This window comes from Streptomyces sp. NPDC058239 (genome assembly GCF_042882185.1).
Classification (GTDB): Bacteria; Actinomycetota; Actinomycetes; order Streptomycetales; family Streptomycetaceae; genus Streptomyces.
In genome coordinates, this window is sequence record NZ_JBHVWS010000024.1 from 112,772 (window position 1) to 137,338 (window position 24,567).

A 24,567-nucleotide genomic window follows, 5' to 3' on the forward strand; every position below is an offset into this window, starting at 1 on the left:
CGTATGTCACGAGCATGACAGTCCCATCGTTGACGGCTCACGAGCGGGTCCTCTCTGCGGGTCGTGGACGAGCGGGGTCAGGGGGTGGTTTCGAGGGCACGGCGCAAAAACGCCAGGCCGTCGGTCGCGATGGTGTCCTGGGTGTCGGCGAGCGGCCGCCAGACGGAAGCGGCGACCGCTATGGCGTCGTTGTGCGCGGTGAACGACTCGATGCAGAGCGGACCGCGGTAGCCGCTCGTGGTGAGCGCGGTCAGGAAGCCGGGCCAGTCGAGGGAGTCGGCGCCGGGGGTGCCCCGGTCGTTGGCGCACACCTGGACATGGACGATGCGGCCGGCAGCACGGCGTACGGCATCGGGCAGGGAGCGTTCTTCGATGTTCTGGTGGTACACGTCGAGCGCGAGGCCGACGGTGTCCTCGGGCAGCCCGGTCAGTGCCGCGAGGGTCTGGTCGACGGTGTTGAGCAGGCTTGTCTCGTACCGGTTGAGGGGCTCCACGGCGATGCGCACACCGGCGGCGCGTGCGTGTTCGACGACCGGGGCGAGGTTCTCCCGTAACTCCTCGTACGCCGCGGTGCGTTCGATGCGGTCCATTCGCCAGGTGCGGCCGACCGCCGTGTACACGGGTCCGGCGACGGCGGGGGCGTTCACAGCCCGGGCTGCGTCGATGCAGCGATGCAAGTAGTCCTGCGTGACCCGGACGGTCTGCGGATCGGTGCGGACGAGGTTGCGGTCGGGCGGCATGACCGCGATCACTGCGGCGACTGCGAGACCGGATGCGTCGAGGAGTTTGCTGACTGATGCGGGCGCCCAGTCCCGTTCGTTCTCCAGCGGGATCTCGACGCAGTCGAAGCCCCACGCGGACAGGCGCGGCAGAACGTCACCGAGCGCTTCGTACGTCACCGGCGAGTGCCAGATCCACGGATTCGCGCCGAGCGGGAACGCGGCGGCACTCACTTCTTGCCTCCCCACTTCTCCGGGAAGCCGGGGAGGTTCTCGCAGCCGCACATCGCGTAGTGCAGTGGCGGCATGCCTGGCTTGAGGTACTGGTCCAGGGTGTCCTGGGTGACGGTGGGCTGCGGAAGCTTCCACTCCTTCGGAACCTGCTGCCCCTTGAGGATCTTCAGCGCGGCGATGACGGGCGTACGCCACTGGAAGGTGGGGTACGACGGGGCGATGGCCGTGAGCTTCTTCTCCTTCCATGCCTGGAGGAAATCCTGCTGGTCCTCGCCGGTGATCGGCGGTACGTCCTTGCCGGCGTCCTCGAAAGCTTCGACAGCGGCGACGGAGGTCGCGCCGGAGTCCATCCAGACGCCGTCGATGTCGCCGTTGCGGGTGATCGCGTCGGTGACGATCGCCTTGGTCTTGGCCGGGTCGCCGTCGGTGAACTTCACGTCCACGACGTCGAGTCCGCTCTTGTCGAGCGCAACCTTCGCCGCCGACCAGCGGGTCTCCAGCACATCGACGCCGGGGGAGATCCGCAGGGCGAGTATCTTCCCCTCGGGCTTCACCTTCTCGACGAGGAAGTCGGCGGCGACCGCCCCGTAACCGTAACCGCCGACCGGGTTGATGAAGGTGACGGCGCAGTCCGTCTCGACACCCCGGTCGAAGACGATCACGGGCACCTTTCCGCAGGCTTGCTCCACGGCAGGGGTGAGGGTGGCCGTGGTGTTCGGAGAGACGATGAGGACGTCACAGCCCTGACCGGCGAGCTCCTGGATGTCGGAAATCTGCTTGTCGTCCTTGCCCTGTGCGTCGAGCACGGTGAAGTCGGTGATCTCCTTGTGGAGTGCGACCTCGGCCTGCATGTTCTTCAGGCCGACCTGGCGCCAGGGATTGAAGACTCCGGCGTTCGACAGACAGAGGTGGATTCCGCCGGAGCCCTTCTTCTTGTACTGCGTGGTGTCGACGAGCTGCGGCTGGAGCATCTGCTCCCACGGCTTGCCTGCGGGGCCCTGCGGGGACTCCTTGGCGAGGGCGAGCTGGCGATCATATTCGGCCCGGTCGAAGAATTTCGACTGCCGGCCGGTACCCGGGGCGCCCGCGGTGCCGCTCGCTGCTCCGGCAGGCGCGTCGGGTGGTGCGTCGCTCGTGCAGCTGGCGAGCAGGGCCGCGCCGAGCAGAGCGGCGAGGGGCACGAGGGCATGTCGGATCTTTCGCGTGCTCATGAGGATTTCGCTCCCGAGGGCTCGGTGCCGCGGCGGCGCAGCCGGGACCAGTCGGCTGCGCCGAGGGCGACGGCTGCGATGACAATGACGCCTTGCACGGTCGATTCCAGGGCGCCTGAGACCCCCTGGAGATTGAGCAGGGTGAACAGCGCCTGCAGCGAGAAGGCTCCAGCCATCGCCGCGACGACGGAGCCGCGCCCGCCGCCGAGCACCACGCCGCCCAGGACGACGGCGGTGATCGCCTCGAACTCGTAGCCACGGCCGGCCTGCGCCGAGACTCCGGAGAAGCCGCCGACGAGAACGGCGGCGAGTGCGGCAGCGACGCCGGAGAGGATGAAGGCGATGGTGCGGGCGCGCGCGACCCGGACTCCGGCCAGGCTCGCGGCTCGTTCGCTGTCGCCGGTGGCAAGAAGCGTACGGCCGAAGTCGGAACGCATCAGGCGTACGGCGAGGAGGCCCGCAACGACGCACACGAGGACGGCCCAGGGCAGCCAGCCGAACGCGGTGCCGCGCCCGAGCCGGCGAAATGCCGCGGGCAGGGCGCCGTGCGGGGAACCGCCGGTCCAGAAGAAGACGGCGCCCTCGAGGATCAGCATCATGCCGAGCGTGGTGATGAACGACGGCACGCGCAGCAGGGTGGTGATCAGTCCGCTGACGAGCCCGGCGAGGGCTCCGGCCAGCAACAGGATCACGGTGACGAGCAGCCAGGGCGCGCCCGGGAACGAGCCGTACAGTTCGGCGGCGACGACCACCCCGGCGGTGACGATCGCTCCGACGGACAGGTCGAACTCTCCGGACACGATGACCAGATACTGACCTGCGGCGAGGATGACGAGAGGTGCGGCGCGCTTGATGAAGGAGAGGAAGCGGTCGGGTTCGTAGAAGCCCGGGTCGGTGAGGGCCAGCGCGGCGAGGAGAGCGACGAGCAGGATGTAGACGGGTGTGCCGGTGGTGAGGGCACTCAGGACGCGGCGGCCGGAGGGTGCCTGTGCACTGGTCATGCGGACCTCTCCTGCGAGGTGCGGCGGCCTCGTGCGTACAGGGCGACGGCCGCGATGATGACGACGCCGCGGACGACGTTCTTGAAGAACGGGTCGACGGCGAGCTGGTTGAAGACACTGTCGAGCACGGCGAGGACAAGGACTCCGCCGAGGGTGCCCGCCACTCCCCCGCGGCCCCCGGCGAGCGCGGTGCCGCCGAGAACGACGGCGGCTATGGACTCCAGGTCGTAGCGGGCCTCCGTGCCGGCCCAGGGAGCTCCGGCGCCGAGCCGGGCGGCGAGGAAGAGGGCCGCGGCGCCGACACAGAGCGAGCACAGGACATGGGCGGTGATGACGGTGCGTCGGGTGCGGACCCCGGAGAGCCGGGCCGCGTGCTCGTCACCGCCGGTCGCGTACATGTGGTGGCCGAGCCGGCTGCGGCGGGTGATGAGCCAGAGAGCGGCCGCGACCGCGAGAAGCAGGAAGAGGGAGACAGGGACCGGTCCGATTCGGTCGTAGCCGAGGTGCTGGAAGGAGGCGGGGACCCTGCCCGCGGGGCCGGTGTAATTGTCCTCGATCCAGCCGCGCAGTATGAAGGCGGTGCCGAGGGTGGCTATGAACGCGTTGACCTTGAGGCCGGTGACGATCAGTCCGTTGGCCAGGCCGACGGCGGCGCAGAGGGCGAGGACGGCAAGGATCGCCACGGGGACGCTGCCGCTCTCCATCGTTTCCGCGGCGACGAGGGTGCCCAGACTGATGAGGTAGGCGACGGACAGGTCGAGTGATCCGGTGAGAATGACGGCGGACTGGCCGACGGCGACGAGACCGAGGGCGACGCAGTTCTGCAGGATCGTCACCACGTTGGTGACGGTGAGGAAGTCCCCGCCGCGGGCTGCGACGACGATCCAGCCGAGAACGGTGACAGCGAGCGCAGCGAGCCAGACCCCCGCTACGGGGCCGGTGAGGCGCAGCTCGGCTGTCCGTCCCGGACCGGTGCGGGACCTGGCCTTCAGGTCGGACCGGAGTGCGGTCATGCGGCTCCCTCCCGCGCACGGTCGCCACCGGTGGCGACGCGCATGACGGCCTCTTCCGTGGCGCCGGCGGGAAGTTCGCCGGCGAGGCGGCCCTCCGACATGACGAGGATGCGGTCACTCATGCCGATCAGCTCGGGCAGTTCGGAGGAGATGATCAGTACGGCTAGGCCCTCGCTCGCCAGTTCCCGTACGAGGGTGTGAATGGCTGCCTTGGCGCCGATGTCGACGCCGCGGGTCGGTTCGTCGAAGAGGAGCACGCGGGGACGGGCAGCGAGCCATTTGGCGATGACGACCTTCTGCTGATTGCCGCCGGAGAGATACTGGACCTGCTGGTCCTCGCCGTGGGCCTGCAGGCGTACGCGCTCCAGCAGCGCGGTCACCTCGCGGCCCGCGGGCGGTCTGCCGCGGGCGGGCACGGCCCGGGTCACGAGCAGCGCGTTGTCGGTCACGGACTGGCGCAGGGCGAGGCCCTCGGCCTTGCGGTCCTCGGTGACCAGGGCGATTCCGGCCCGGACGGCGTCCCGGGGGCGGGACGGGCGCAGTGGTTCTCCGTCGACGGTCATGCTGCCCGTGGTGAAGGGGGCGGCACCGAAGAGGGCACGGGCGAGGGAGGTGCGGCCGGAGCCCTGGAGACCGGCGACGCCGACGACCTCACCGGCCCGCAGGGTCAGATCGATGCCGGAGATCCGGGCGTTGCCGCCGCCGCTGACGCTGAGCCTCTCCGCACCCGCCTCGCCCGGGCGGGCACGGGGTGGGTAGTAGGTGCCGAGTTCCCGCCCGACCATGGCGCGTACGACCGTGTCGGCGTCGGTGTCGCGGGTATTGAGCGTGGCGACGCGGCGGCCGTCCTTGAGGACCGTGATGCGCTGCGAGAGATCGAAGACTTCGCGGAGCCGGTGCGAGATGTAGAGGATCCCCAGCCCACGGGCGGTCAGTCGGCGTACCAGGGAGGAGAGTTGTTCGACCTCGTGTTCGGCGAGCGCGGCGGTGGGTTCGTCCATCACCAGGATCCGGACGTCGGAGGCGAGGGCCTTGACGATCTCCACGGTCTGCCGACGTGCGACCGACAGCTCGTGGACGGGGGTCCGCGGGGTGATACCGGTCTCGTCCATCTCAGCGAGGAGTTCGGCGGTCCGCCGCTCCATGGCACGCCGGTCGACGAGTTTGTACCGGGTCGGTTCACGGCCGAGGAAGACGTTCTCGGCGACGGTGCGGTGCGGGAGCAGCGCAAACTCCTGGTGGATGATGCCGATCCCGGCGGCTTGGGCCTGCGCCGGGTGGCTGAAGGAGTACGCGGTTCCGTCGATGGTGAGGGTCCCCTCGTCGGGTAAGTGCTCGCCCGCGAGGATCTTCATCAGTGTTGACTTTCCTGCGCCGTTCTCCCCCACCAGGGCATGTACCTCTCCGGCTTCGAGGTCGAGCCCCACCCCTTGGAGCACACGCACCCCGAGGAAGCTCTTGGACACACCGTGCATCGTCAGCATCGAATGGCTCCTCGCTCAGCGGTCTGCAGAGCAGAGTCGTGACATGCCTTAGTACTGTCAAGGTCTCAAGCGCCTTTGATTTCAACCGACTTGGCGCAGACTTATGCCGATGACCGAACAGAGAGTGCCTTGTGAGCAGCGAAAGTCGTCCTTAGGGTGACTGTCATGTCTTCGCCGTCGGATCGCACATCCGCTGCCGCCTCGCACTCGCCCGGCGAGGTGCTCGCGCTGATCAGTTCAGGGGCGGTGGCGACCCGTGCCGACATCGCCCGGATCACCGGCATGGCCCGTTCGACCGTCTCCCAGCGGGTGGACGCGCTGATCGCGCACGGTCTCGTGGACGAGGACGCCGACGGCGGTTCCACCGGCGGCCGCCCGCCGCGCCGACTGGCGCTGCGCACCCGTGAACACGCGGTGGCCGGGGTGGATCTGGGAGCCTCGCACTGCAGGGTGGCGCTGATGGACATCGGCGGCGCCACCCTGGCGGTGCAGGAGGAGCCGCTGTCGATCGGTGACGGACCGGACTCCGTACTGCGGCACGTGGAGCGGACCGTGCGCACTCTGCTCGACGAGGCGCACCGGAAGCCCGAAACGCTGCGGTCCATCGGCGTCGGGGTACCGGGCCCGGTGGAATTCTCCACCGGCCGTCCTGTCGATCCGCCGATCATGCCGGGCTGGCACCAGTACCCGATCCCGGAGTTCTTCGCCGCCCGGTTCGGGGTGCGGGCGCTCGTCGACAACGATGTGAACGTGATGGCGCTGGCCGAGCAGCGCCGCGCCTTCCCGGGCTGCCGCTACCTGTTGTACATCAAGGTCGGTACGGGGATCGGCTGCGGGATCGTGTCCGACGGCCAACTGCACCGGGGTGCACAGGGCTGCGCCGGCGACATCGGACATATCCAGGTCGCGGACCTCGACGATCCGTGTCGCTGCGGCAATTCGGGCTGCCTGGAGGCCGTCGCGGGCGGTGCGTCACTGGCGGCGAAACTGGTCGGTCTGGGACTGGACGCGACATCGGGCAGCGATGTGGTGCGGCTGGTGCAGTCCGGGAACCGGGACGCCGTGAGGATGGTGCGCGAGGCGGGGAGGGCGGTGGGCGAGGTACTCGCCGGTCTGGTGAACTTCTTCAACCCGGACACGGTGGTGATGGGGGGCGCACTGGCCGCCGTCCACGACCAGTTGCTCGCGGGGGTACGCGAGGCGGTCTATCGGCGCTCGCATCCGCTGGCCACGCAATTGCTGCGGATCGAGCCGAGCCGTACGGGTGAGAATGCCGCCGCGGTGGGGGCAGGCATCCTCGCGATCGAGCATGCGCTCTCTCCCGCACAGGTGAACCGCCAGGTCGCGGGCTGACGGAGGGCGGGGCAGCGGCTCTGCGACTGAACGGCCTCAAGTGCCCCTCCCTGTACGGATAGCGTGCACGGAGGGGCACGAGTCATGCGGTCACACGGTCACGCAGTCATGCCGTCATGCCGTCATGCCGTCATGCCGGAATCATCAGGTCCCACCGGGCCTCGAACAGCGCGCACCGGTACTGCGCCCAGCTCCCGTCGCTGACACCCGCCTCCCCGGCCGCGACGCACTCCTGCTGGGTCCCGTACGAGCCGGCAACGTCCCAGCCCTGCGCCCCGACCTCGGAGGCGGCAACGGCCGAGGCAGTCGCGAACGTGACTGCGGCTCCGGCGCCGGTGAGTACGAGCGCCATGGCAACACCCATGGCCGCGGTGGCGGCGGTCCTGGTCGGCTTGTGCATGAAGGCCTCCTCTTCGTTGTTCGGATGCACGCAGTCTCCGGTGCTGCTGCGACGACGCCCCTGCGGTCTCAGCGCGTCCGCACGATGTCCACGTCGGATGCCTTCACAAAGGCGACCCGGTGGCCGATCTGCACCGTCACGTACTTCTCGTTGCCGCGGAAGTACGAGTGGTCGAGCGGGTACGAGGCGTCGATCGTCGGGGCGTAGAAGAAGCCCGTGGGCGCCTCACCGCCGCCAGGATAGGACTGACCGGCCTTGATGGTGTACTGCAGCGGCGAGCCCACCCGCTGGTCCGCGAAGTCCGCGGGGTACTCGGACTTCTCCGGGTACGCCACCCCGTACACCGGCACCTCCGTGCGGCCCGCGTTCGGCCTGACCACGTAGCCGGAGGTGGGCGTGGTGGTCCGGGTGTGGGCCGGGGTCCGGAACCAGGCCTTCTGGCCGTACCACCAGATCGCCGTCCAGCCGGGGGCGTGGTCCGCGACGACGGCCTGCTGGGTGGCGCTGATCTTGCTGCCCCAGTCGGCGGCGCAGTTCGTGCCGGGCGAGCCGTCGGTGTGCAGACCGGGGTCGGAGAAGAGCGGTGCGTCGGTGGACGGTGCGGTGTGCAGCGGGACGGCACTGGAGCCCTGGACCGGCAGGTCGACGCCCTTTTCGCAGTCGCGGAACGCCTGCTTGTTCTTCTTGAAGTCCGGGTTGACGGTGATGAGTTCGCTGCTCCTGGGGGCGGTCGGCACGGTGGGCTTGCCGAGCAGCGCCATGAAGCGGTTCCAGTCCCAGTACGTGCCCGGGTCCCAGTGCATGTTCTTGGTGCCGGACGCGCTGGTGGGCGGCACACCGTCGTGGCCGATGATGTGCTGGCGGTCGAGCGGGATGTCGTACTTGGCGGCGAGGTAGCGCACCAGCTTGGCGGTCGAGCGGTACATCTCGGGGGTGTACCACTTGGCGCCCTCGACGGCGACGCCCTCCTGCTCGATGCCGATGGAGTGGCTGTTGACGTACCAGTTGCCTGCCTGCCAGGCGACGTCCTTGCCCTTGACCATCTGGGTGACATGACCGTCGCCGGAGCGCACCACATAGTGGGCGGAGGTCTGCTTCAGCGGGTTCTGGAAGATCTTCAGGGTGGTGTCGAAGTCTTCCTCGGTGTCATGCAGAACAATGAATCTGATCTTGTTGGTGTGTGGCCGGTCCGAGGTGTCGTAGTTCCCGTACGTCTCCTTGTCGGCCGGGTCACCCGTCTGCTGGTATGCCGCCGGTACCCAGTCGCATTCGAGGCCGCGCGGGCATTCCGGCCGCACCCCGTCCGCACCAGCCTGCGCCGCGGGACTGAGCAGCGCCATGCTCAGTGCGCCGACCGTGGTCAACGCGAGTGCGAGTCCGGTCCTCTGCTTGGACGTCATGACAACCCTTCTTGGAGCCGTGCGTGATGGAGCCGTGCGTGATCCGATCTCACTGTTCCGTTGTGCGCGCACACTCTCTGACCTGAGGTGATGGCACGTCAAGAGTTCAGTGGAGGTCACAGGTCGAGCCAGTGGACCAGACCACTGGCAGAGCGCCTGACCTGCGGTCCGAAAGAAGCAACTGACCGCTGACGGCGCCTCGTTACCAGGGTTTTACGGAGCGGCCGGCCGAGCGGCGACATGTGCTCGCATGCCACGAACGAGCGCACCTTTTATGTGACTAATCCCTGATGTGCGTGCCCCGAACGGCCGAAGGGTAGTGCTCGCGCGGACACGACCGGTCCGTGCGACGTTCGCACGGAGATATCGGAAAGGCCGGACGCACATGGCTCAGCCCTTCACCCTGCCGGACTTCTACGTCCCGTATCCGGCGCGGCTCAACACCCATGTCGAGGAGGCACGACAGCACACCAAGGAATGGGCGCGCAGCATAGGGATGCTGGAGGGTTCGGGTATCTGGGAGGAGAAGGACCTCGACTCCCACGACTATGCGCTTCTGTGTGCGTACACCCACCCCGACTGCTCGTCCGAGGCCCTCTCGCTGGTCACCGACTGGTATGTGTGGGTCTTCTTCTTCGACGACCATTTCCTGGAGCTGTTCAAGCGCACCCCCGACCGTGAGGGCGGCAAGCGGTATCTGGACAGGTTGCCGGCGTTCATGCCGATGGACCGTGGGGCCGAGATGCCGGAACCGACGAATCCGGTCGAGGCGGGGCTGGCCGATCTGTGGGCGCGGACGGTGCCGAGCATGTCCGACGCCTGGCGGGTCCGGTTCGCCGAGGCGACGACGAACCTGCTCAATGAGTCGCTGTGGGAGCTCGCAAACATCAACGAGGGGCGTATCGCGAACCCCGTCGAGTACATCGAGATGCGCCGCAAGGTGGGCGGCGCCCCGTGGTCGGCGGGTCTCGTGGAGTACGCGGCGGGCGCGGAGGTCCCCGATTCGGTGGCCGACGAGCGTGCGCTGCAGGTGCTGCGGGATGCCTTCTCCGACGGCGTACATCTGCGCAATGACCTCTTCTCGTACCAGCGGGAGGTCGAGGACGAGGGTGAGAACAGCAATGGCGTGCTGGTCCTTGAGCACTTCCTCGGCTGCTCCACGCAGGAGGCCGCCGACGCGGTGAACGATCTGCTGACCTCGCGGCTGCAGCAGTTCGAGAACATGGCGCTCACCGAACTCGGTCCGCTCTGCACGGAAAAAGGGCTGGACCCGGCGGAAGCAACGGCGGTTCTGGCGTACGTCAAGGGGCTGCAGGACTGGCAGTCGGGCGGTCATGAGTGGCACATGCGCTCCAGCCGCTACATGAACGACGGCGGCGCCGGTGAGGCCACGCTCGGCTTCGGTATGGCCGCGGCGTCGATCCGGTTCACACCCCGCTCGGAGACGGCCCGGCTGCGCAGCCACACCCATGTGCCTTACCAGCACGTCGGCCCGTCCCTGCTGCCCGACTTCGAGCTCCCGTTCGGTACGACGCTCAGCCCGCATCTGGACGGGGCGCGGGTGCGCATCGTCGACTGGGCGAACCGTATGGGGATCCTGGAGGCACAACCGGGGGTGCCGGGTTCACACATCTGGGACGAGGAGCGGCTCGTCGCGATCGACCTGCCGCTGTGTGCGGCGGGTCTGCACCCGGATGCGACGCCGAACGAGCTGGATCTGTCCTCCCGGTGGCTGACGTGGGGGACGTACGGCGACGACTGGTTCCCGGTGGTGCACGGGCGGGCTCGTGACCTGACGGGGGCCAGGCTCGCCAATGAGCGTCTGTCGCTGTTCATGCCCCTGGACGGGTCCGGGACGCCCGAGCCGGTCAACGCTCTGGAGCGGGGGCTCGCCGATCTCTGGGCAAAGACCTCGGCCCAGATGGACGCGAGCGGGCGCCGCGCCTTCCGGACGGCGGTCGAGGACATGACCGCGAGCTGGGTGTGGGAACTGGCGAACCAGGCGCAGAACCGCATCCCGGACCCGGTGGACTACATCGAGATGCGACGGAAGACCTTCGGCTCGGATCTCACGATGAGTCTGTGCCGGCTGGGGCACGGCAGGAAGGTGCCGGCCGAGATCTACCGCAGCGGTCCGCTGCGCTCGCTGGAGAACGCTGCGTCGGACTACGCGTGTCTGCTCAACGACCTGTTCTCGTACCAGAAGGAGATCGAGTACGAGGGCGAGGTGCACAACGGCGTCCTGGTGGTGCAGAACTTCTTCGGGGTGGACTATCCGACCGGGGTGGCGATCGTGCACGACCTGATGAAATCGCGGCTGCGGCAGTTCCTGCACGTCGCCGAGCAGGAACTCCCGGTGCTGTACGACGACTTCGCGCTGGACGCGGAGGCGAGGGAGATCCTGGCCGGGTACGTGCAGGAGCTCAAGCACTGGATCGCGGGCATCCTGATCTGGCACCGGGACTGCCGGCGCTACCGCGAGCAGGACCTGCGGCGGGGCACCGCCACCCCGTGGCACCTCAGCGGTCCCACGGGGCTCGGTGTCTCGGCGGCGCGGGTGACCGCGCTGTTCGCTCAGCCCTCGGCCACCAGCGTGTAGCGCCCACCCGCCCGCGCCTTGAAGACCTTCTCGCCGCTCGCGAACAGCGAGCTGCGGACGGTCACTTCGCGGTTGCGGCTCGCCGTGATCACCACACGGCGAGCCCGCCCCGCGGCCCATTCGATGTCGACGGTGAAGCCGCCTCGGGCGCGCAGCCCGCGCACCGACCCCTCCGCCCAGCTCGCCGGGAGGGCGGGGAGGATCTCGACGGCGCCGTGCTGGCTCTGCAGCAGCATCTCGGCGATGCCGGAGGTGGCGCCGAAGTTGCCGTCGATCTGGAACGGGGGGTGGGTGTCCCAGAGGTTGGGCAGGGTGGAGCTCTTCAGCTGTTCGGCGAGCATCTTGTGTGCGTGGTTGCCGTCGCGCAGCCGCGCCCAGAAGTTGATCTTCCATGCCTTGGACCAGCCGGTGCCGCCGTCGCCGCGTGCGCCGAGGGAGACCTTGGCTGCTTCGGCCCACTTGCTGCCGGGTTCGATCTGCCGCCCGGGGTGCAGGGCGAAGAGGTGCGAGACATGGCGGTGGTCGTCGGCCGGGTCGTCGCGGTCGGTCTTCCACTCCTGGAGCTGGCCCCAGGAGCCGATCCGCAGCCCGGGGTCGAGCCGGTCGAGGGCAGTCTCCAGGCGGCTGCGGAAGGCAGGTGCGTCGCCGAGGGTGCGGGCGGCCTCCAGGGTGTTGGTGAGGAGGTCGTGGACGATCTGCTGGGACATCGCGGCACCGGCGGTGAAGTCGCCGTGCTCGGGAGAGTAGCTGGGGGTGACGACGAGCAGTCCGTCGCGCGGGTCGGTGCGCAGATTGGCCAGCCAGAATTCGGCGGCTTCCTTCATGGCCGGGTAGGCGGTGGAGCGCAGATAGCCGGTGGAGCCGTTGAACCGGTAGTGCTCGTACATCTGCTGGGTGAGCCAGGCGGCGGCCTCCGGGAACCAGAAGGCGGTGGACCAGTCGTGAACGCCGGTGAAGCCGTACGGGTTGGTCTCGTTGTGCACGACCCAGCCCGCGGTCCCGAACATTTCCTTCGCCGTCTTCCGGCCGGGGGCGCGCATCGCTTCGATGTAGCGGTCGTACGGTGCGGTGGTCTCGGCGAGGTTGGTGACCTCCGCGAGCCAGTAGTTCATCTGCAGATTGATGTTGCTGTGGTAGTCGGCGGACCACGGCGGGGTGGTGGAGTTGTTCCAGACGCCCTGAAGGTTGGCGGGCAGCGAGCCGGCCCGTGAGGAGGCGATCAGCAGGTAGCGGCCGTACTGGAAGAACAGCGCCTCCAGGGCCCGGTCGGCGGGGCTCGTACCGTCCGTGTACTGGGCGAGCAGTTGATCGGTGGGCAGGTCGGGCAGTTGCTGGCCGATGTCGAGGGCGACCCGGTCGAAGAGGGCGCGGTGGTCGTGTACGTGGGTGTCGCGGACCTTCTCGTACGAGGTCCGGGCGGCGGAGTCCACGGCGGCGGTGACCGCCGTGTGCGGGTCGTCGCCCCGGTAGGAGGGGTAGTGGTCGGCATAGTCGGTGGCTGCGGCGAGGACGAACCAGGCGCTGTCGGCGCCGTTGACGGTGAGGGTGCCGTCCGCGCCGGCGGCGACGGTGCCGCCGCTGGTCCGGATGCGGATCTGGGCCTCGAAGCGCAGGCCGTTGTCCTTCAGCGCGCCACGTACGGTGAGCCGGTCCCTGTCGGCGGTGGCGGTGTAGTCACTGCGGGGTGAGGTGTAGCGCAGGGTGAAGGACACCTGCCCCGGACCGTCGGCGGCAAGGCGCCCCGCAATGACCTTGCCCGGGTGGGAGACAAAGAACTCCCTTGTGTGAACGGTGTCTTGGTGGGTGTACGTGACGGAGGCGAGGGCGTTTCGCAGATCGAGGGTGCGCCGGTAGGAGGCGTCGGGGGCGGCCGGGGCGTTCGGCAGGTCCAGCCACAGGTCGCCGAAGACCTGGTAGGCGCCGTAACCTCGGCGCGCCTGGCCGAGCTCGGCGGCGACGGCGTCCGGACCGACAGCGCCCTGACTGTCGAGGCGTTGCTATACGCCGGAAAGGACGCCGGGCCTGGGCGTGGTCCAGTTCCCGAAGTCGTAGCCCTCGGCGGAACCGGGGCCACCGGTCCACAGTGTCTTCTCGTTGAAGGTGAGCCGCTCGGAGGCCAGTGTTCCGTACACGCTCGCGCCGAGAGCACCGCCGCCGATGGGCAGCGATTCGCGCTCCCAGCCCGCGGCCGGGGTGTTGTACCGGAGCATCGGATCCGCCGATTCCTTCGAGTAAGCGGAGCCTTTCACCTCCTCTGATTCATCGGAGGTACTGGCAGCCGACGCTGTGCCGGAAAGGGCAGGGATTCCCAGTGCCAGAACGCTGGTTGCGCCTATCGCTGTCTTGACTGTGGTGCGTCGCGTCATCCCGGATGTCATGCGGACGACGGTAAAGGTCCGATGACTGCCCCGACAAGGCACATGACAAAGCGGCCCCTTGGACAGAGGCCGCCAACACTTGGACAGATGGGTCTTGCATGCGCCCTCAGCCGCCCGATGTGTACGGGCGGCCGGCGAAGGGACGGTTTCAGCCCTGCTGGAACAGCTCGGCGGGCAGAGGCTTCAGCAGGGTGTAGAGATCGTCGGTGATCGGCCGGTCCCAGCTGGCGATGGTGACGAGCACGCCGTCGCTGCGGTCGAACTGGACGCAGGAGATCCGGCTCTCGGAGAGCTTGACGCGGCGGACGATCAGCAGGTTGTCGCCCTGCATCACGGGCATGTCCTCGGTGCCGGTGACCTCGACCGGCTCGTCGTTCTCGAGCGCGAGGAGCAGCTGGGCGACCTCGAACGGGACCTGGCCCTCCTCGGTCTCGCGGGCGGGCGAGCCCTCCGGGAGATTGCCGATGATCATCGCGGGGCCGCGGCCGCCGAACAGGTCGTAGCGCAGAAAGACGCCCTGACAGCTTCCGTCGGGCGCGGGCAGCAGACCGGCGCCGAGGTTTCCGGGCCAGTCCCCCGGGTCCATGGCCAGGACGTCGAAGTCGGGGCCCGCGGGTGTGGCGGCACTACGGCGGCGGAGGAAGGACATGCAGACATGTTACGTGTCCGGGCTCACGTTGCGGAGCCGGGTCTGCGCCGGTCGGGGCACAGCCGGGTCCGCGACTCGCGCTCCGGCGGGTCCGACGGCCGCACTCCGGTGGTTCTGCGGCCCGTGCCCCAACCGCTCCCCGGCCCTGCCCCTAGCCGGATTCCGCGGCCAGCGCCTTCAGCACGTCGACGGCCTCGGCGGCCCGGTCGTAGGGAACGAACAAATGGTCGTGGTGGAAGCCGGCCACCACATTGCAGCTCAGCCCGACATCGGTGAGCGCCAGGGACACCGCGGCGGTGAGCCCTACCGCGTCCAGCGCGGAGTGGACACGCAGGGTGATCCAGCCCGCCACATAGTCGTATCGCAGCCCGGCAAAGACGGCTTCCGTCTCCGGCAGCACCATGGTGAGCCCTTCGGGCTCGGTGACCGTGACGACCGGATTGACGCCTTCGGGCATCACACCGTCGGGCGCGGTGGTGAAGACATGGCGTCCCGGGTTCAGCTCCGGCCGCATGCCGCTCAGCAGGGTTCGAAGATCGCGCTCACCTGTCACGATCACCACGCTACGTGGTGCGGTGGCGCTCGTGGTGACGTGCGACCCGGGCACGGTTTCCGCAGGACGGCTTGCACCACTCCTGGCGGGGATGCTCCTTGATGAAGTAGCGCACGCAGCGTGGGGCGTGGCAGGCACGCAGGGCCGTGCGGTCCGGTCCGGCGAGGAAGCCGATGGCTGCGCGGGCAAGGGCGGCCGGCAGGGCGTGCCCTTCCGCCGTTGCGTCGGTCGGGTGGTCATGGGCGACAGGATCACGGTCCTGCGCCCAGTCGAGGCGTGGCACGGTCGGGACTGCGGCAGCGGCGGCGTTGAGCCGGCGGAGCGCCTCTTCGAAGGGCAGCAGCCGTCCGGCATCGGCGGGGCTCGGCTCGCCGGGGCGGACGGCGTACGCGAAGAGCGCCCGAACGGCGGCGCGCAGCGACCGTACGGCTTCGAGGTTCTGTTCGTCGGCCGCCCAGGTTTCGCCACAAGACGCGTCGCCGAGCAGACCGCGCCGTTCGTACACCCAGCGGGCCAGCCCGTCCGGGGTGTCGAGGTCGTCGGCGACACCACCCCGCCCGTCGTGGCGGATGGTGAGGGCGAGGTCGAGCGAAAGCCGGGTGTCGGACACAAAGCTAATGGTAGCTTCGACCAGAACCGTTAATGCAGGGAGGGTCGGCATGACCGAGCTGCGTCGGTTGCTGCGCGACATCGAGGTGTCCCAGGGCGAGCTGCCCCGATTCGATCCTCGGCCGAGTCGCTGCTCGGGCGGCAGAGCAGCCCACTCGGCGACCTCGCGGAGCGAGACGCGGCGGTACGGGAATCGCCGGCGCGCCTGGAGCGGGAGCCGGATCTCATACCGTCGGGCCGGACGCTGCACACGGTGCGCCCGCAGAGTGTGGAGTTCCGGCAGGGCGACAAGCAACGCAGGCACACACGACTCGACTACCGTGCAACTGACGATGGTTGGGTGCGCGAGCTGCTATGGCCCTGAAGCGGGGCGCCGGGCGTTCGACGCTCAGGTGAGGTCGAACTCGCCGTCGCGGGCGTTCACCACGAAGGCGCGCCATTCGGCCGGGCTGAAGATCAGCGACGGGCTGCCGGGTTTTCCGGCGTTGCGCATCGCGATGAACCCTTCGACAAAGGCGATCTGGACATCGCCCGCGCCCTGACTGCCCGACCGCCAGTCCGCGTTGCTGAGGTCGAGGTCCGGCTTGTCCCAGCCCGCAAAGGACTGTCGGCCGGTGGTGCTCTCCGCCACTTCGGCTCCTCCCACTTGTCGTCCCGGGCCAAAGCCTAGCCACCGACGGCGGCCTGGGACAGGCCGCGGTCCGGGCTTCCACCGGTCCGGGACGGACCGCGGTCAGCGGGTGGGAGGCTCGGCTCCGACCAGCCACATGGAGAAGAACTGCGCCCCGCCGCCGTAGGCATGGCCGAGCGCCTTTCGCGCGCCCGCCACCTGGTGCTCGCCGGCCTGTCCCCGTACCTGCAACGCGGCTTCGGCGAAGCGGATCATGCCGGAGGCGCCGATGGGATTGGTGGAGAGCACCCCGCCCGAGGGATTCACGGGCAGATCTCCGTCGAGTTCGGTGACGCCGGACTCGGTGAGCTTCCAGCCCTCGCCCTCGTCGGCGAAGCCGAGGTTCTCCAGCCACATCGGTTCGTACCAGGAGAACGGCACGTACATCTCGACGGCGTCGATCTCCCTTCGGGGGTCGCCGATCCCCGCCTGCCGGTACACATCGGCGGCACAGTCCTTGCCTGCCTGCGGCGAGACGAAGTCCTTGCCGGCGAAGAGCGTCGGTTCACTGCGCATCGCGCCGCCGTGCACCCAGGCGGGCGGATGCGGCGAACGGTCCGCACCGGCACGGTCGGTGAGGATCATCGCGCAGGCCCCGTCGGAGGACGGGCAGGTCTCCGAGTAGCGGATCGGGTCCCAGAGCATCGGTGCGGACTGGACCTTCTCCAGGGTGATGTCCGAGTCATGGATGTGCGCGTACGGATTCTTGAGCGCGTTGCGACGGTCCTTGTACGCGACGAGGGAGCCGACCGTTTCCGGCGCTCCGGTACGGCGCATGTAGGCCCGGACGTGCGGGGCGAAGAAGCCGCCCGCGCCCGCCAGCAGCGGCTGCTGGAACGGGATGGGCAGCGACAGGCCCCACATGGCGTTGGACTCCGACTGCTTCTCGAACGCGAGCGTGAGGACGGTGCGGTGCACCCTCGCGGAGACCAGATTGGCGGCGACGAGTGCGGTCGAGCCGCCGACCGAGCCCGCGGTGTGCACTCTGAGCATCGGTTTGCCGACCGCGCCGAGGGCGTCGGCGAGATAGAGCTCCGGCATCATCAGGCCCTCGAAGAAGTCGGGTGCCTTGCCGATGACGACGGCATCGATGTCCGTCCAGGTCAGCCCCGCGTCCTCCAGCGCACGGACGGCGGCCTCGCGGACGAGTCCGGCGATGGAGACGTCCCGGCGGGCGGAGACGTGCTTGGTCTGGCCGATGCCGACGACGGCCACGGGCTCCTTAGGCATGAGCACTCTCCCCTTCGAGAACGGCGACCAGGTTCTGTTGCAGGCAGGGCCCGGAGGTGGCGTGGGCGAGTGCCCGGTCGGACTCCCCACGGTGGATACGGGCCGCGGCCTCGCCGAGGCGGATCAGCCCGGCGGCCATGACGGGGTTGGCGGCGAGCGCACCGCCGGACGGGTTGACGGTGACGCTGCCGTCGAGTCCGAGTGCCTTGCGCAGCACCACCTCCTGGGAGGTGAACGGGGCGTGCAACTCGGCGGTGTCCACGGGTCGTTCGAAGACCCCGGCGTGTTCGGCAGCGAGCCGGGTGGACGGTGATTCGGTCAGCTCCCGGACCCCGAGACTGTGGGGTTCGATGCGGTGGTCGATACCGCGGATCCAGGCGGGGCGGGGGCACAGGGCCCGTGCGGTGTCGCCGGCGGCGAGGATCACGGCGGCCGCACCGTCTCCTACCGGCGGGCAGTCACCGGTCCGCAGCGGCTGTACGACGTATTCACCGGCCGGGACCGGGCCGGCGATCTGGGCGTGCGGGTTGTCCGCGGCGGCGGAGCGGCTGCGGGTTGCGATCGCGGCGAGGGCGGCCTCATCGGTGTCGCCCGCGTCGATCAGCGCCTGCGCCTGAAGTGCGGCGAGGGCGACGGAGTCCGGCCAGAGCGGGCCGACGTAGTACGGGTCGAGCTGGCGGGTGAGGACGTCGCGCACCTCACCGGGCGAGGACTTTCCGTAGGAGTAGACGAGCGCGGTGTCGGCCTCGCCCGTCTGGATCTTCACCCATGCCTCGTAAAGCGCCCAGGCGCCGTCCATCTCCACATGGGACTCGGAGATCGGCGGATGGGCGCCGACGCCGTCGAGGGCCATGGTGAAGGAGAAGGCGCGGCCGGCGAGGTAGTCGCTGGATCCCGAGCAGGTGAAGCCGATGTCGCGCGCCCTGAGGCCGGTCGCGTCGAGGACCTGGTGCAGCACCGGCATGAGCATTTCGACCTCGGACAGTTCGTCGGTGCGCCGCAGATGATCCGTCTGCGCGAAGGCGACGATCGCTACGTCTCGCATCTACAGCAGCTCCTTGTACGCGTGGTAGTCGGCGTCCGGCTCTCCGGTGGGCCGGTAGTGGTCGGGGTGGCGGCCGCCCTCGATCCAGACGGGCTCGACCCGCAGACCCATCCGCACCTGGTCGTAGGGGATACCGCCGATCCGCCCGTGCAGGGCGAGGTCGGCGCCGTCGAGGGCGATGTGGGCGTAGACGTACGGGACCTCGATGTCGAGGTTCTTCGCCTTGATGTTGACGATGCAGTACGTGGTCACGGTGCCGCGCGGGCCGACCTCGACCTGTTCGGCGGTGGCGACGCCGCAGGTGGGGCAGGCGCCGCGGGGCGGGACGTACACCTTGCGGCAGGACGGGCAGCGCTCGCCGACGGTGCGCTGCCCGGAGAGGGCATTGAGGTACGCGCTCTGGGCGCGGCCGGGGGTGTACGTGTAGTCGAGGCGGGCCGGGGTGACGATGCCGGTGACGGGGTCGGCGAACTCGCCGCTGTGCGGAGTGCTTTCGGCCGTCGCCTCGCCCTCGTACGGTTCGAAGCAGGCGATGTCCGTGATGGCACCGGTGCGCTGCGGGGCCCAGCGGATCCGGACCCGCATACCGGTGTTCACGGCGTCGGGTCCCGGCGCGTCGAGGACATGGAGCAGGGCCGTGTCGGCCCCGTCCAGCTTGACCAGCACCCAGGCGAACGGGGTGGCCAGGGGCTGGTCGCGGCGCGGGGCCGGGTTCCAGGCCCAGGTGGTGACGGTGCCGGTGGTGGCGACCTCGGTCAGTTCGCGCAGCTCCTCGGCGGTGACGGGGTCGTACTCGACGGGCGGGACCAGGACTTTTCCGTCGCCGGTCCGCACGCCGAGCACGGTCCGTTCGCGCAGCCCGGTCAGGAAGGCGCTCTGGACCGGGCCGAGGGAGCGGGTGAAGGGGAACTCGACCACCAATGGTGCGCTGAGGACGTCGGGCACGGTTGTCTCCTTGGCTCAGGCGCGCCGGTAGACGGGCGGGCGCTTCTCGGCGAAGGCGCGGGCGCCTTCCTTGGCGTCGGCGGTGGCGAATACCGGCCAGCCGCGCTTCAGTTCGGCGGCGAGCCCATCGGTCTCGGTCATTTCGGCGGTCTCGTACACCGAGGCCTTGACTGCCTCGACGGCGAGCGGGCCGCAGGCATTGATCCGCTCGGCGACGTCGAGGGCCTGTTCAAGTGCGGTGCCGTCGGGGACGACTCTGCCGATCAGCCCGATGCGGGCCGCTTCGTCGGCGCTGTACGGGCGTCCGGTGAGGAGCATTTCGAGGGCGTGGGTGCGGGCGATCTGGCGGGGCAGCCGTACCGTCGAGCCGCCGATGGGGAACAGTCCGCGCTTGACCTCGAAGAGCCCGAAGGTGGCGCCCGCACCGGCGATGCGGATATCGGTGCCCTGCAGGATCTCGGTTCCGCCCGCCACGCAGTGGCCCTCGACGGCGGCGATGACCGGTTTGCGGGGGCGATGATGGCGCAGCATCGCCTTCCAGTGCAGATCGGGGTCGGCGGTCATCCGGTCGCGATACTGCTCGCCGTCCATCCCCTCGCCCGCCAGGGCTTTGAGGTCCATGCCGGCGCAGAAGCAGCCGCCCGCGCCGGTGAGGACCACCGAGCGAACGGTGTCGTCCTCGTCCGCCGCCAGCCAGCCGTCGTACAGCCCGACCAGCATCGACAGCGAGAGTGCGTTCTTCGCCTCCGGCCTGTTCAAGGTGAGCACCAGCGTGGCGCCCTCGCGCTGCACGGTGAGGTGTTCCGTACCACCCATTGCCTGCCTCCCGTCTCAAGACCTAGAACAGGTTGCAGTAGGCGGGGGTCCAGTTCAATAGTTTTCTGACAGTCAGTCAGATTTCTTCGACGGCACCCCTTCCCACTTGTGCCTCCCAGCGCTCTAATGACCGCCGAGCCAGTCAGCATCCGGGGTCAGGAGGAACGGTGGAGTACAACCTTGCCGACCTGTTCGAGTCGATCGTCGACGCGGTCCCGGAACGCGAGGCGCTCGTCTACCTCGATCACCCCGGTACGGGTGCGGAGCGCCGCCTGACGTACGCGGAGCTGGACGCGGCCGCCAACCGCATCGCCCACCATCTGATCGAGGCGGGCATCACCCCCGGCGAGCATTTGGGGCTGCACCTCTACAACGGAATCGAGTACCTCCAGACGGTACTGGCCTGCCTCAAGGCCCGCATCGTCCCCGTCAATGTCAACTACCGCTATGTGGAGGAGGAGTTGGCCTACCTCTACCGTGATGCGGATCTGACGGCACTGGTCTTCGACGCCGAGTTCGACGAACGGGTCTCGGCCGCGGCACCGAAGGCCCCGACCCTCCGTCACCTGATCCGGGTGGGGACACCGGTGGCGGGCGTCCGCGGGCCGGACGCCGTGGCGTTCACGGACGCCGAGGCGGCCGGGAGCCCGGAGCGCGGCTTCGCGCCGCGGTCGGCCGACGACCAGTTCATCATCTACACCGGTGGCACGACCGGAATGCCCAAGGGTGTGATGTGGCGCCAGGAGGACCTCTTCTTCTCCGGCCTCGGCGGCGGTGCGCCGACCGGTGAGCCGGTGAAGACCCCGCAGGAGCTGGCCGAGCGGGTGGCCGCGGGCGGTGACGGGATCACCTTCTTCCCCACTCCCCCGCTGATGCACGGCACCTCGACGCTCACCGCGTTCATCGGCTTCAACTTCGGGCAGCGGGTCGTGATCCACCGCAAGTTCGTACCCCAGGAGGTGCTCCGTACCATCGAGAAGGAGAAGGTCACCAGCGTGTCCCTGGTGGGCGACGCGATGCTGCGGCCGCTGATCGACGCACTGAAGGGCCCGCTGAAGGGCACCGACTGTTCGTCGATGTTCTCCATCTCCAGTTCGGGCGCGATCATGTCGGACTCGGTGCGTGCGGAGTTCCAGGCACTGGTGCCGACGGTGATGCTGCTGAACAACTTCGGCTCGTCGGAATCCGGATTCAACGGTACGGCGACGGCCGACTCGGGCCCGGAGAGGGGGTTCCGGCTCCAGGTCAACTCCCGTACGGCAGTGGTCGATCCGGCGACGTTCGAGCCGGTGGCTCCGGGCGAGCCGGGGCGGATCGCCCAGCGCGGCCATGTGCCGCTCGGGTACTACAACGACCCGCGGAAGACCGCCGAGACATTCTTCAGCAGGGGCAATGAGCGCTGGGTCCTGCTCGGTGACATGGCGACCGTCGACACGGACGGCATCGTCACGGTCCTCGGCCGGGGTTCGCAGTGCATCAACACCGGGGGCGAGAAGGTGTATCCCGAGGAGGTCGAGCAGGCGCTGAAGGCCCATCCGGATGTGTACGACGCACTGGTCGCCGGGGTGCCCGACGAACGGTGGGGAAATCATGTCGCGGCGGTGGTGCAGTTGCGCGAAGGGGCGGCCGAGCCCTCGCTCGACGACGTCCAGGCGCACTGCAGGACCCGTCTGGCCGGCTACAAGATCCCCCGCCGGCTGGTGATCACCCCGCGGATCCAGCGCTCGCCGAGCGGCAAGGCCGACTACCGGTGGGCCCGCTCGGTCGTCGCCCCCCGGCGCGGACCCGAGGACTGAGACCGGGAGCCGGGGACCGAGAGTCACCCGGATGGCTCCCGCCCGGTTCACCCGAAGGACACCTGCACGGGCTCCGGCCAGGATCTCCCGAGTTCGCCGTCTCGCGTCAGCTCCGCACACCGGACGGCGGCCCGGACTGAGCCATTCGGGCACGCCGTGTACCGGACCGCTCACCCTATGTGGCAATAGAGGGAAATCGCCCATAGCGTCGGCTCATGAGGAAACGACACATCATGAGCCTTGTCTCTGTCGCGGTCGTCTCGGCCGCGGGACTCGTCGTCTCGGCCGCGGTATTCGGGACGGCAGTTCCGTCCACCTCCGTCGCGAGCCCGCGTGTGGTGCAACCCGGCGGGTCGATCCAGAAGGCGGTGAGCGCCGCCAAGCCGGGTGACACGGTCGTCGTCATGCCCGGCACGTACCGCGAGACCGTCCTGATCGACAAGAAGGGCCTGACCCTGCGCGGCCTCGGCGGCCGAACGATCATCAAGCCCCCGAAGGGAACGACGCAGTCCACCGACGCCTGCGCGAAGGCCGACAGCGGAATCTGCGTCCTGGGCAAGAAGGGGCGGACCGTCGACGGCGTGACCATCGATTCGCTCACCGTATCCGGATTCAAGAAGAACGGCGTCTGGGCCTCCTGGACGGACCAGCTGACCGTCCGGCGCGTGACCTCCGAGCACAACGGTGTCTGGGGCATCGCCCAGGAGCGCTCCACCCGCGGCCGGTTCACGGGCAACACCGCCCGCGCCAACGGCGACGCGGGCCTCTTCATCGCGAACACCGTGGACGAGGAGGGCGGCGCCACCGACACCCGCGGCACCGAGATCGAGGAGAACACGCTGGCGGACAACCGGATCGGTTTCACCGCCAGGCGCGTGAGAAACATGTCGGTCCACGACAACACCTTCACCGGCAACTGCAGCGGTGCCTTCATCGTGGGCGACGAGGGCAAGCCGCAGGCCGGAGCCATGACGATCCAGTCCAACCAGATCACCGACAACAACAAGTACTGCGCCAAGACCGAACGTCTGCCCGCCATCCAGGGATCCGGCATCGTGCTCACCGGCGCCGCGGACACCCACGTCCGCTCGAACACGATCAGCAACAACGTGGGCGCCACGCCGCTCTCCGGCGGCATCGTGCTGTTCAAGAGCTTCGTGGGCACGAAGAACACCGGCCACACCATCAGCGCCAATGTCGCGCTCGGCAACAAGCCGGCCGACCTGGCCAATGGCGACACCGGCAAGAACAACACCTTCGTCGCCAACGTCTGCAAGAAGTCCACACCGGCCGGTATGTGCTGACCGGTGCACCCCCGCACGAGGAGAAGCGAAACAGCATGACCACTGTGAGTCCCACCCCCACACCGCCCCCCGTACACGCCGCCCTCCCGCACCCCGTCACGCCCCCTCAGCCGGCCATGCAGCTGCGCGAGATCGTCTTCGGGGCGGCCCGCGCGGCCGCCGTGCGCGCCGCGGCCCGGCTGGGTGTCGCCGACGCGCTGGGCGAGACGCCCGCGACCGCACAGGAGCTCGCGACGCTGGTGAAGACCGAGCCGGTGCCCCTGCGCCGACTGCTGCGCGCGCTGTCCTGCTACGGGATCTTCACCGAGACCCCGGACGGGTACTTCGCCCACACCGAGATGTCCCGCCTGCTGCGCGAGGACGACCCGAACAGCCTGCGCAACATCTCCCTGTGGTGCACCGAGCCCTGGACCTGGGACGTCTGGCCGCGCCTCGACGAGGCGGTGCGCACCGGCAGGAGCGTCTTCGCGGACGTGCACGGCAAGGGGTTCTTCGACTACCTCCACCAGGACGCCCACGAGTCGGCCCAGATCTTCAACCGGGCCATGACCACCTCCAGCATGCAGTCCGCGCTGGACGTCGCGGAACTCCTCGACCTCACCGGGGTGTCCGCGGTCGCCGACATCGGCGGCGGCCAGGGGCATGTGCTGGCCAGCCTGCTGGAGAAGCACCCGTCGCTCCGCGGCACCCTGATGGATCTGCCGGGTGTGGTGGCACGTGCCGACGCCCGGCTGCGGGACGAGGGGCCGCTCGTCGACCGGACCCATATCGTGGCCGGGGACTGCCGCGAGGCCATCCCCGTCGCGGCCGATCTCTACATCATCAAGAACATCCTGGAGTGGGACGACGACAGCACGCGCAGGACGTTGCGCAATGTCGTCGCGGCAGCCCGCCCAGGAGCCAGGGTCGTCGTCATCGAGAACCTCGTCGACGACACCCCGTCGATGCGGTTCACCACCGCCATGGACCTGCTGCTGCTCCTCAATGTCGGCGGTGCGAAGCACACCAGGGAGAGCCTGGTGACCCGGATCTCGGATGCCGGGCTGCTGATCGACAAGATCGTCCCGGTCAATCCCTACCTCCACGCGTTCGAATGCGTGGTCCCCGGCTGATCTCCCTCCCCGGCGAACTTCCCCGGGAACAACGGAAAACGCCCCG

At 69.0% G+C, this 24,567-nt stretch carries 21 protein-coding genes and 1 pseudogene; 6 read left to right on the top strand and 16 right to left on the bottom strand.

Going from position 1 to position 24,567, the window contains the following annotated elements:
* Positions 1–77: 77 nt before the first annotated feature.
* The 5 genes from ACFVYE_RS24840 to ACFVYE_RS24860 are packed head-to-tail and all read right to left on the bottom strand — an operon-like array spanning position 78 to position 5,662.
* Positions 78–953: a sugar phosphate isomerase/epimerase family protein gene (locus ACFVYE_RS24840; protein WP_383966999.1), complete on the bottom strand. Its 876-nt coding sequence runs from the start codon at positions 951–953 to the stop codon at positions 78–80.
* Entirely contained in the window at positions 950–2,164 is a 1,215-nt protein-coding gene (locus ACFVYE_RS24845) for an ABC transporter substrate-binding protein (protein WP_389607400.1), read from the bottom strand. Before ACFVYE_RS24845 ends, ACFVYE_RS24840 begins: the two co-directional genes overlap by 4 nt.
* Complete coding sequence (locus tag ACFVYE_RS24850) at positions 2,161–3,165, bottom strand: ABC transporter permease (protein ID WP_383967005.1); 1,005 nt, start codon at positions 3,163–3,165, stop codon at positions 2,161–2,163. The genes ACFVYE_RS24845 and ACFVYE_RS24850 overlap by 4 nt, the downstream gene beginning before the upstream one ends.
* On the bottom strand, positions 3,162–4,178 hold the full coding sequence (locus ACFVYE_RS24855; RefSeq protein WP_383967008.1) for an ABC transporter permease: 1,017 nt from the start codon (positions 4,176–4,178) through the stop codon (positions 3,162–3,164). The genes ACFVYE_RS24850 and ACFVYE_RS24855 overlap by 4 nt, the downstream gene beginning before the upstream one ends.
* On the bottom strand, positions 4,175–5,662 hold the full coding sequence (locus ACFVYE_RS24860) for a sugar ABC transporter ATP-binding protein (protein ID WP_383967011.1): 1,488 nt from the start codon (positions 5,660–5,662) through the stop codon (positions 4,175–4,177). Before ACFVYE_RS24860 ends, ACFVYE_RS24855 begins: the two co-directional genes overlap by 4 nt.
* A gap of 165 nt (positions 5,663–5,827) precedes the next feature.
* Here ACFVYE_RS24860 and ACFVYE_RS24865 point away from each other — a divergent pair, with 165 nt between their 5' ends.
* Positions 5,828–7,015: an ROK family protein gene (locus ACFVYE_RS24865; protein ID WP_389607401.1), complete on the top strand. Its 1,188-nt coding sequence runs from the start codon at positions 5,828–5,830 to the stop codon at positions 7,013–7,015.
* Positions 7,016–7,145: 130 nt separating this feature from the next.
* Here ACFVYE_RS24865 and ACFVYE_RS24870 read toward each other — a convergent pair whose 3' ends face one another.
* The gene (locus ACFVYE_RS24870) at positions 7,146–7,415 is read right to left on the bottom strand and encodes a hypothetical protein (protein WP_389607402.1); all 270 of its coding nucleotides are present in this window, start codon (positions 7,413–7,415) and stop codon (positions 7,146–7,148) included.
* Between the two features lie 68 nt (positions 7,416–7,483).
* A complete protein-coding gene (locus tag ACFVYE_RS24875; RefSeq protein WP_389607403.1) occupies positions 7,484–8,815 on the bottom strand; it encodes an N-acetylmuramoyl-L-alanine amidase in 1,332 nt (443 codons plus the stop codon).
* 385 nt (positions 8,816–9,200) lie between these two features.
* Between ACFVYE_RS24875 and ACFVYE_RS24880 the strand changes: the two genes are divergently transcribed.
* Positions 9,201–11,414 (top strand): germacradienol/geosmin synthase, encoded by a 2,214-nt coding sequence (locus ACFVYE_RS24880; RefSeq protein WP_389607404.1) that lies wholly within the window; start codon positions 9,201–9,203, stop codon positions 11,412–11,414.
* Here the strand turns inward: ACFVYE_RS24880 and ACFVYE_RS24885 are convergent.
* The 4 genes and pseudogenes from ACFVYE_RS24885 to ACFVYE_RS24900 form a co-directional block, all read right to left on the bottom strand.
* Positions 11,390–13,624, bottom strand: a pseudogene (locus tag ACFVYE_RS24885) (glycoside hydrolase N-terminal domain-containing protein). The gene ACFVYE_RS24880 and the pseudogene ACFVYE_RS24885 overlap by 25 nt on opposite strands.
* A 316-nt stretch (positions 13,625–13,940) precedes the next feature.
* The gene (locus tag ACFVYE_RS24890) at positions 13,941–14,441 is read right to left on the bottom strand and encodes a hypothetical protein (protein ID WP_018550733.1); all 501 of its coding nucleotides are present in this window, start codon (positions 14,439–14,441) and stop codon (positions 13,941–13,943) included.
* A gap of 151 nt (positions 14,442–14,592) precedes the next feature.
* Positions 14,593–14,994 carry an ACT domain-containing protein gene (locus ACFVYE_RS24895; protein ID WP_383967029.1) on the bottom strand — a complete coding sequence of 134 codons (402 nt, stop codon included), beginning with the start codon at positions 14,992–14,994 and terminating at the stop codon, positions 14,593–14,595.
* Positions 14,995–15,004: 10 nt separating this feature from the next.
* Positions 15,005–15,655, bottom strand: coding sequence for a CGNR zinc finger domain-containing protein (locus tag ACFVYE_RS24900; protein WP_389607414.1), 651 nt, complete (start codon positions 15,653–15,655; stop codon positions 15,005–15,007).
* Positions 15,656–15,856: 201 nt separating this feature from the next.
* On the opposite strand from ACFVYE_RS24900, the gene ACFVYE_RS24905 reads away from it, so the two are divergent.
* Positions 15,857–15,967, top strand: coding sequence for a pyridoxine 5'-phosphate oxidase C-terminal domain-containing protein (locus tag ACFVYE_RS24905; RefSeq protein WP_383967032.1), 111 nt, complete (start codon positions 15,857–15,859; stop codon positions 15,965–15,967).
* Positions 15,968–15,991: 24 nt separating this feature from the next.
* Here ACFVYE_RS24905 and ACFVYE_RS24910 read toward each other — a convergent pair whose 3' ends face one another.
* The 5 genes from ACFVYE_RS24910 to ACFVYE_RS24930 all read right to left on the bottom strand — a co-directional run bounded on the left by ACFVYE_RS24910 (position 15,992) and on the right by ACFVYE_RS24930 (position 20,309).
* Positions 15,992–16,234, bottom strand: coding sequence for a DUF397 domain-containing protein (locus ACFVYE_RS24910; protein WP_383967035.1), 243 nt, complete (start codon positions 16,232–16,234; stop codon positions 15,992–15,994).
* A 102-nt stretch (positions 16,235–16,336) separates the two neighbouring features.
* Positions 16,337–17,503 carry a thiolase domain-containing protein gene (locus ACFVYE_RS24915; protein WP_389607405.1) on the bottom strand — a complete coding sequence of 389 codons (1,167 nt, stop codon included), beginning with the start codon at positions 17,501–17,503 and terminating at the stop codon, positions 16,337–16,339.
* A complete protein-coding gene (locus tag ACFVYE_RS24920; RefSeq protein ID WP_389607406.1) occupies positions 17,496–18,548 on the bottom strand; it encodes a thiolase domain-containing protein in 1,053 nt (350 codons plus the stop codon). The genes ACFVYE_RS24915 and ACFVYE_RS24920 overlap by 8 nt, the downstream gene beginning before the upstream one ends.
* Positions 18,549–19,493 carry a Zn-ribbon domain-containing OB-fold protein gene (locus ACFVYE_RS24925; protein ID WP_383967043.1) on the bottom strand — a complete coding sequence of 315 codons (945 nt, stop codon included), beginning with the start codon at positions 19,491–19,493 and terminating at the stop codon, positions 18,549–18,551.
* A gap of 15 nt (positions 19,494–19,508) precedes the next feature.
* A complete protein-coding gene (locus ACFVYE_RS24930; RefSeq protein ID WP_383967046.1) occupies positions 19,509–20,309 on the bottom strand; it encodes a crotonase/enoyl-CoA hydratase family protein in 801 nt (266 codons plus the stop codon).
* Positions 20,310–20,476: 167 nt separating this feature from the next.
* On the opposite strand from ACFVYE_RS24930, the gene ACFVYE_RS24935 reads away from it, so the two are divergent.
* The 3 genes from ACFVYE_RS24935 (at position 20,477) to ACFVYE_RS24945 (ending at position 24,521) form a co-directional block, all read left to right on the top strand.
* Complete coding sequence (locus ACFVYE_RS24935; RefSeq protein ID WP_383967050.1) at positions 20,477–22,105, top strand: acyl-CoA synthetase; 1,629 nt, start codon at positions 20,477–20,479, stop codon at positions 22,103–22,105.
* Positions 22,106–22,320: 215 nt separating this feature from the next.
* Complete coding sequence (locus ACFVYE_RS24940; RefSeq protein WP_383967053.1) at positions 22,321–23,409, top strand: nitrous oxide reductase family maturation protein NosD; 1,089 nt, start codon at positions 22,321–22,323, stop codon at positions 23,407–23,409.
* 35 nt (positions 23,410–23,444) lie between these two features.
* Positions 23,445–24,521, top strand: a complete 1,077-nt coding sequence (locus tag ACFVYE_RS24945; RefSeq protein WP_389607407.1) for a methyltransferase — start codon at positions 23,445–23,447, stop codon at positions 24,519–24,521.
* Positions 24,522–24,567: the final 46 nt, after the last annotated feature.

Excerpts from the sequence above, each read along its gene's own strand:
- ACFVYE_RS24870 (WP_389607402.1), bottom strand. The coding sequence starts at position 7,415 with ATGCACAAGCCGACCAGGACCGCCGCCACCGCGGCCATGGGTGTTGCC.
- ACFVYE_RS24860 (WP_383967011.1), bottom strand. The coding sequence starts at position 5,662 with ATGCTGACGATGCACGGTGTGTCCAAGAGCTTCCTCGGGGTGCGTGTG.
- ACFVYE_RS24875 (WP_389607403.1), bottom strand. The coding sequence starts at position 8,815 with ATGACGTCCAAGCAGAGGACCGGACTCGCACTCGCGTTGACCACGGTC.
- ACFVYE_RS24900 (WP_389607414.1), bottom strand. The coding sequence starts at position 15,655 with ATGCCGACCCTCCCTGCATTAACGGTTCTGGTCGAAGCTACCATTAGC.
- ACFVYE_RS24855 (WP_383967008.1), bottom strand. The coding sequence starts at position 4,178 with ATGACCGCACTCCGGTCCGACCTGAAGGCCAGGTCCCGCACCGGTCCG.
- ACFVYE_RS24845 (WP_389607400.1), bottom strand. The coding sequence starts at position 2,164 with ATGAGCACGCGAAAGATCCGACATGCCCTCGTGCCCCTCGCCGCTCTG.
- ACFVYE_RS24940 (WP_383967053.1), top strand. The coding sequence starts at position 22,321 with ATGAGGAAACGACACATCATGAGCCTTGTCTCTGTCGCGGTCGTCTCG.
- ACFVYE_RS24865 (WP_389607401.1), top strand. The coding sequence starts at position 5,828 with ATGTCTTCGCCGTCGGATCGCACATCCGCTGCCGCCTCGCACTCGCCC.
- ACFVYE_RS24915 (WP_389607405.1), bottom strand. The coding sequence starts at position 17,503 with ATGCCTAAGGAGCCCGTGGCCGTCGTCGGCATCGGCCAGACCAAGCAC.
- ACFVYE_RS24850 (WP_383967005.1), bottom strand. The coding sequence starts at position 3,165 with ATGACCAGTGCACAGGCACCCTCCGGCCGCCGCGTCCTGAGTGCCCTC.
- ACFVYE_RS24945 (WP_389607407.1), top strand. The coding sequence starts at position 23,445 with ATGACCACTGTGAGTCCCACCCCCACACCGCCCCCCGTACACGCCGCC.
- ACFVYE_RS24930 (WP_383967046.1), bottom strand. The coding sequence starts at position 20,309 with ATGGGTGGTACGGAACACCTCACCGTGCAGCGCGAGGGCGCCACGCTG.
- ACFVYE_RS24920 (WP_389607406.1), bottom strand. The coding sequence starts at position 18,548 with ATGCGAGACGTAGCGATCGTCGCCTTCGCGCAGACGGATCATCTGCGG.
- ACFVYE_RS24880 (WP_389607404.1), top strand. The coding sequence starts at position 9,201 with ATGGCTCAGCCCTTCACCCTGCCGGACTTCTACGTCCCGTATCCGGCG.
- ACFVYE_RS24890 (WP_018550733.1), bottom strand. The coding sequence starts at position 14,441 with ATGTCCTTCCTCCGCCGCCGTAGTGCCGCCACACCCGCGGGCCCCGAC.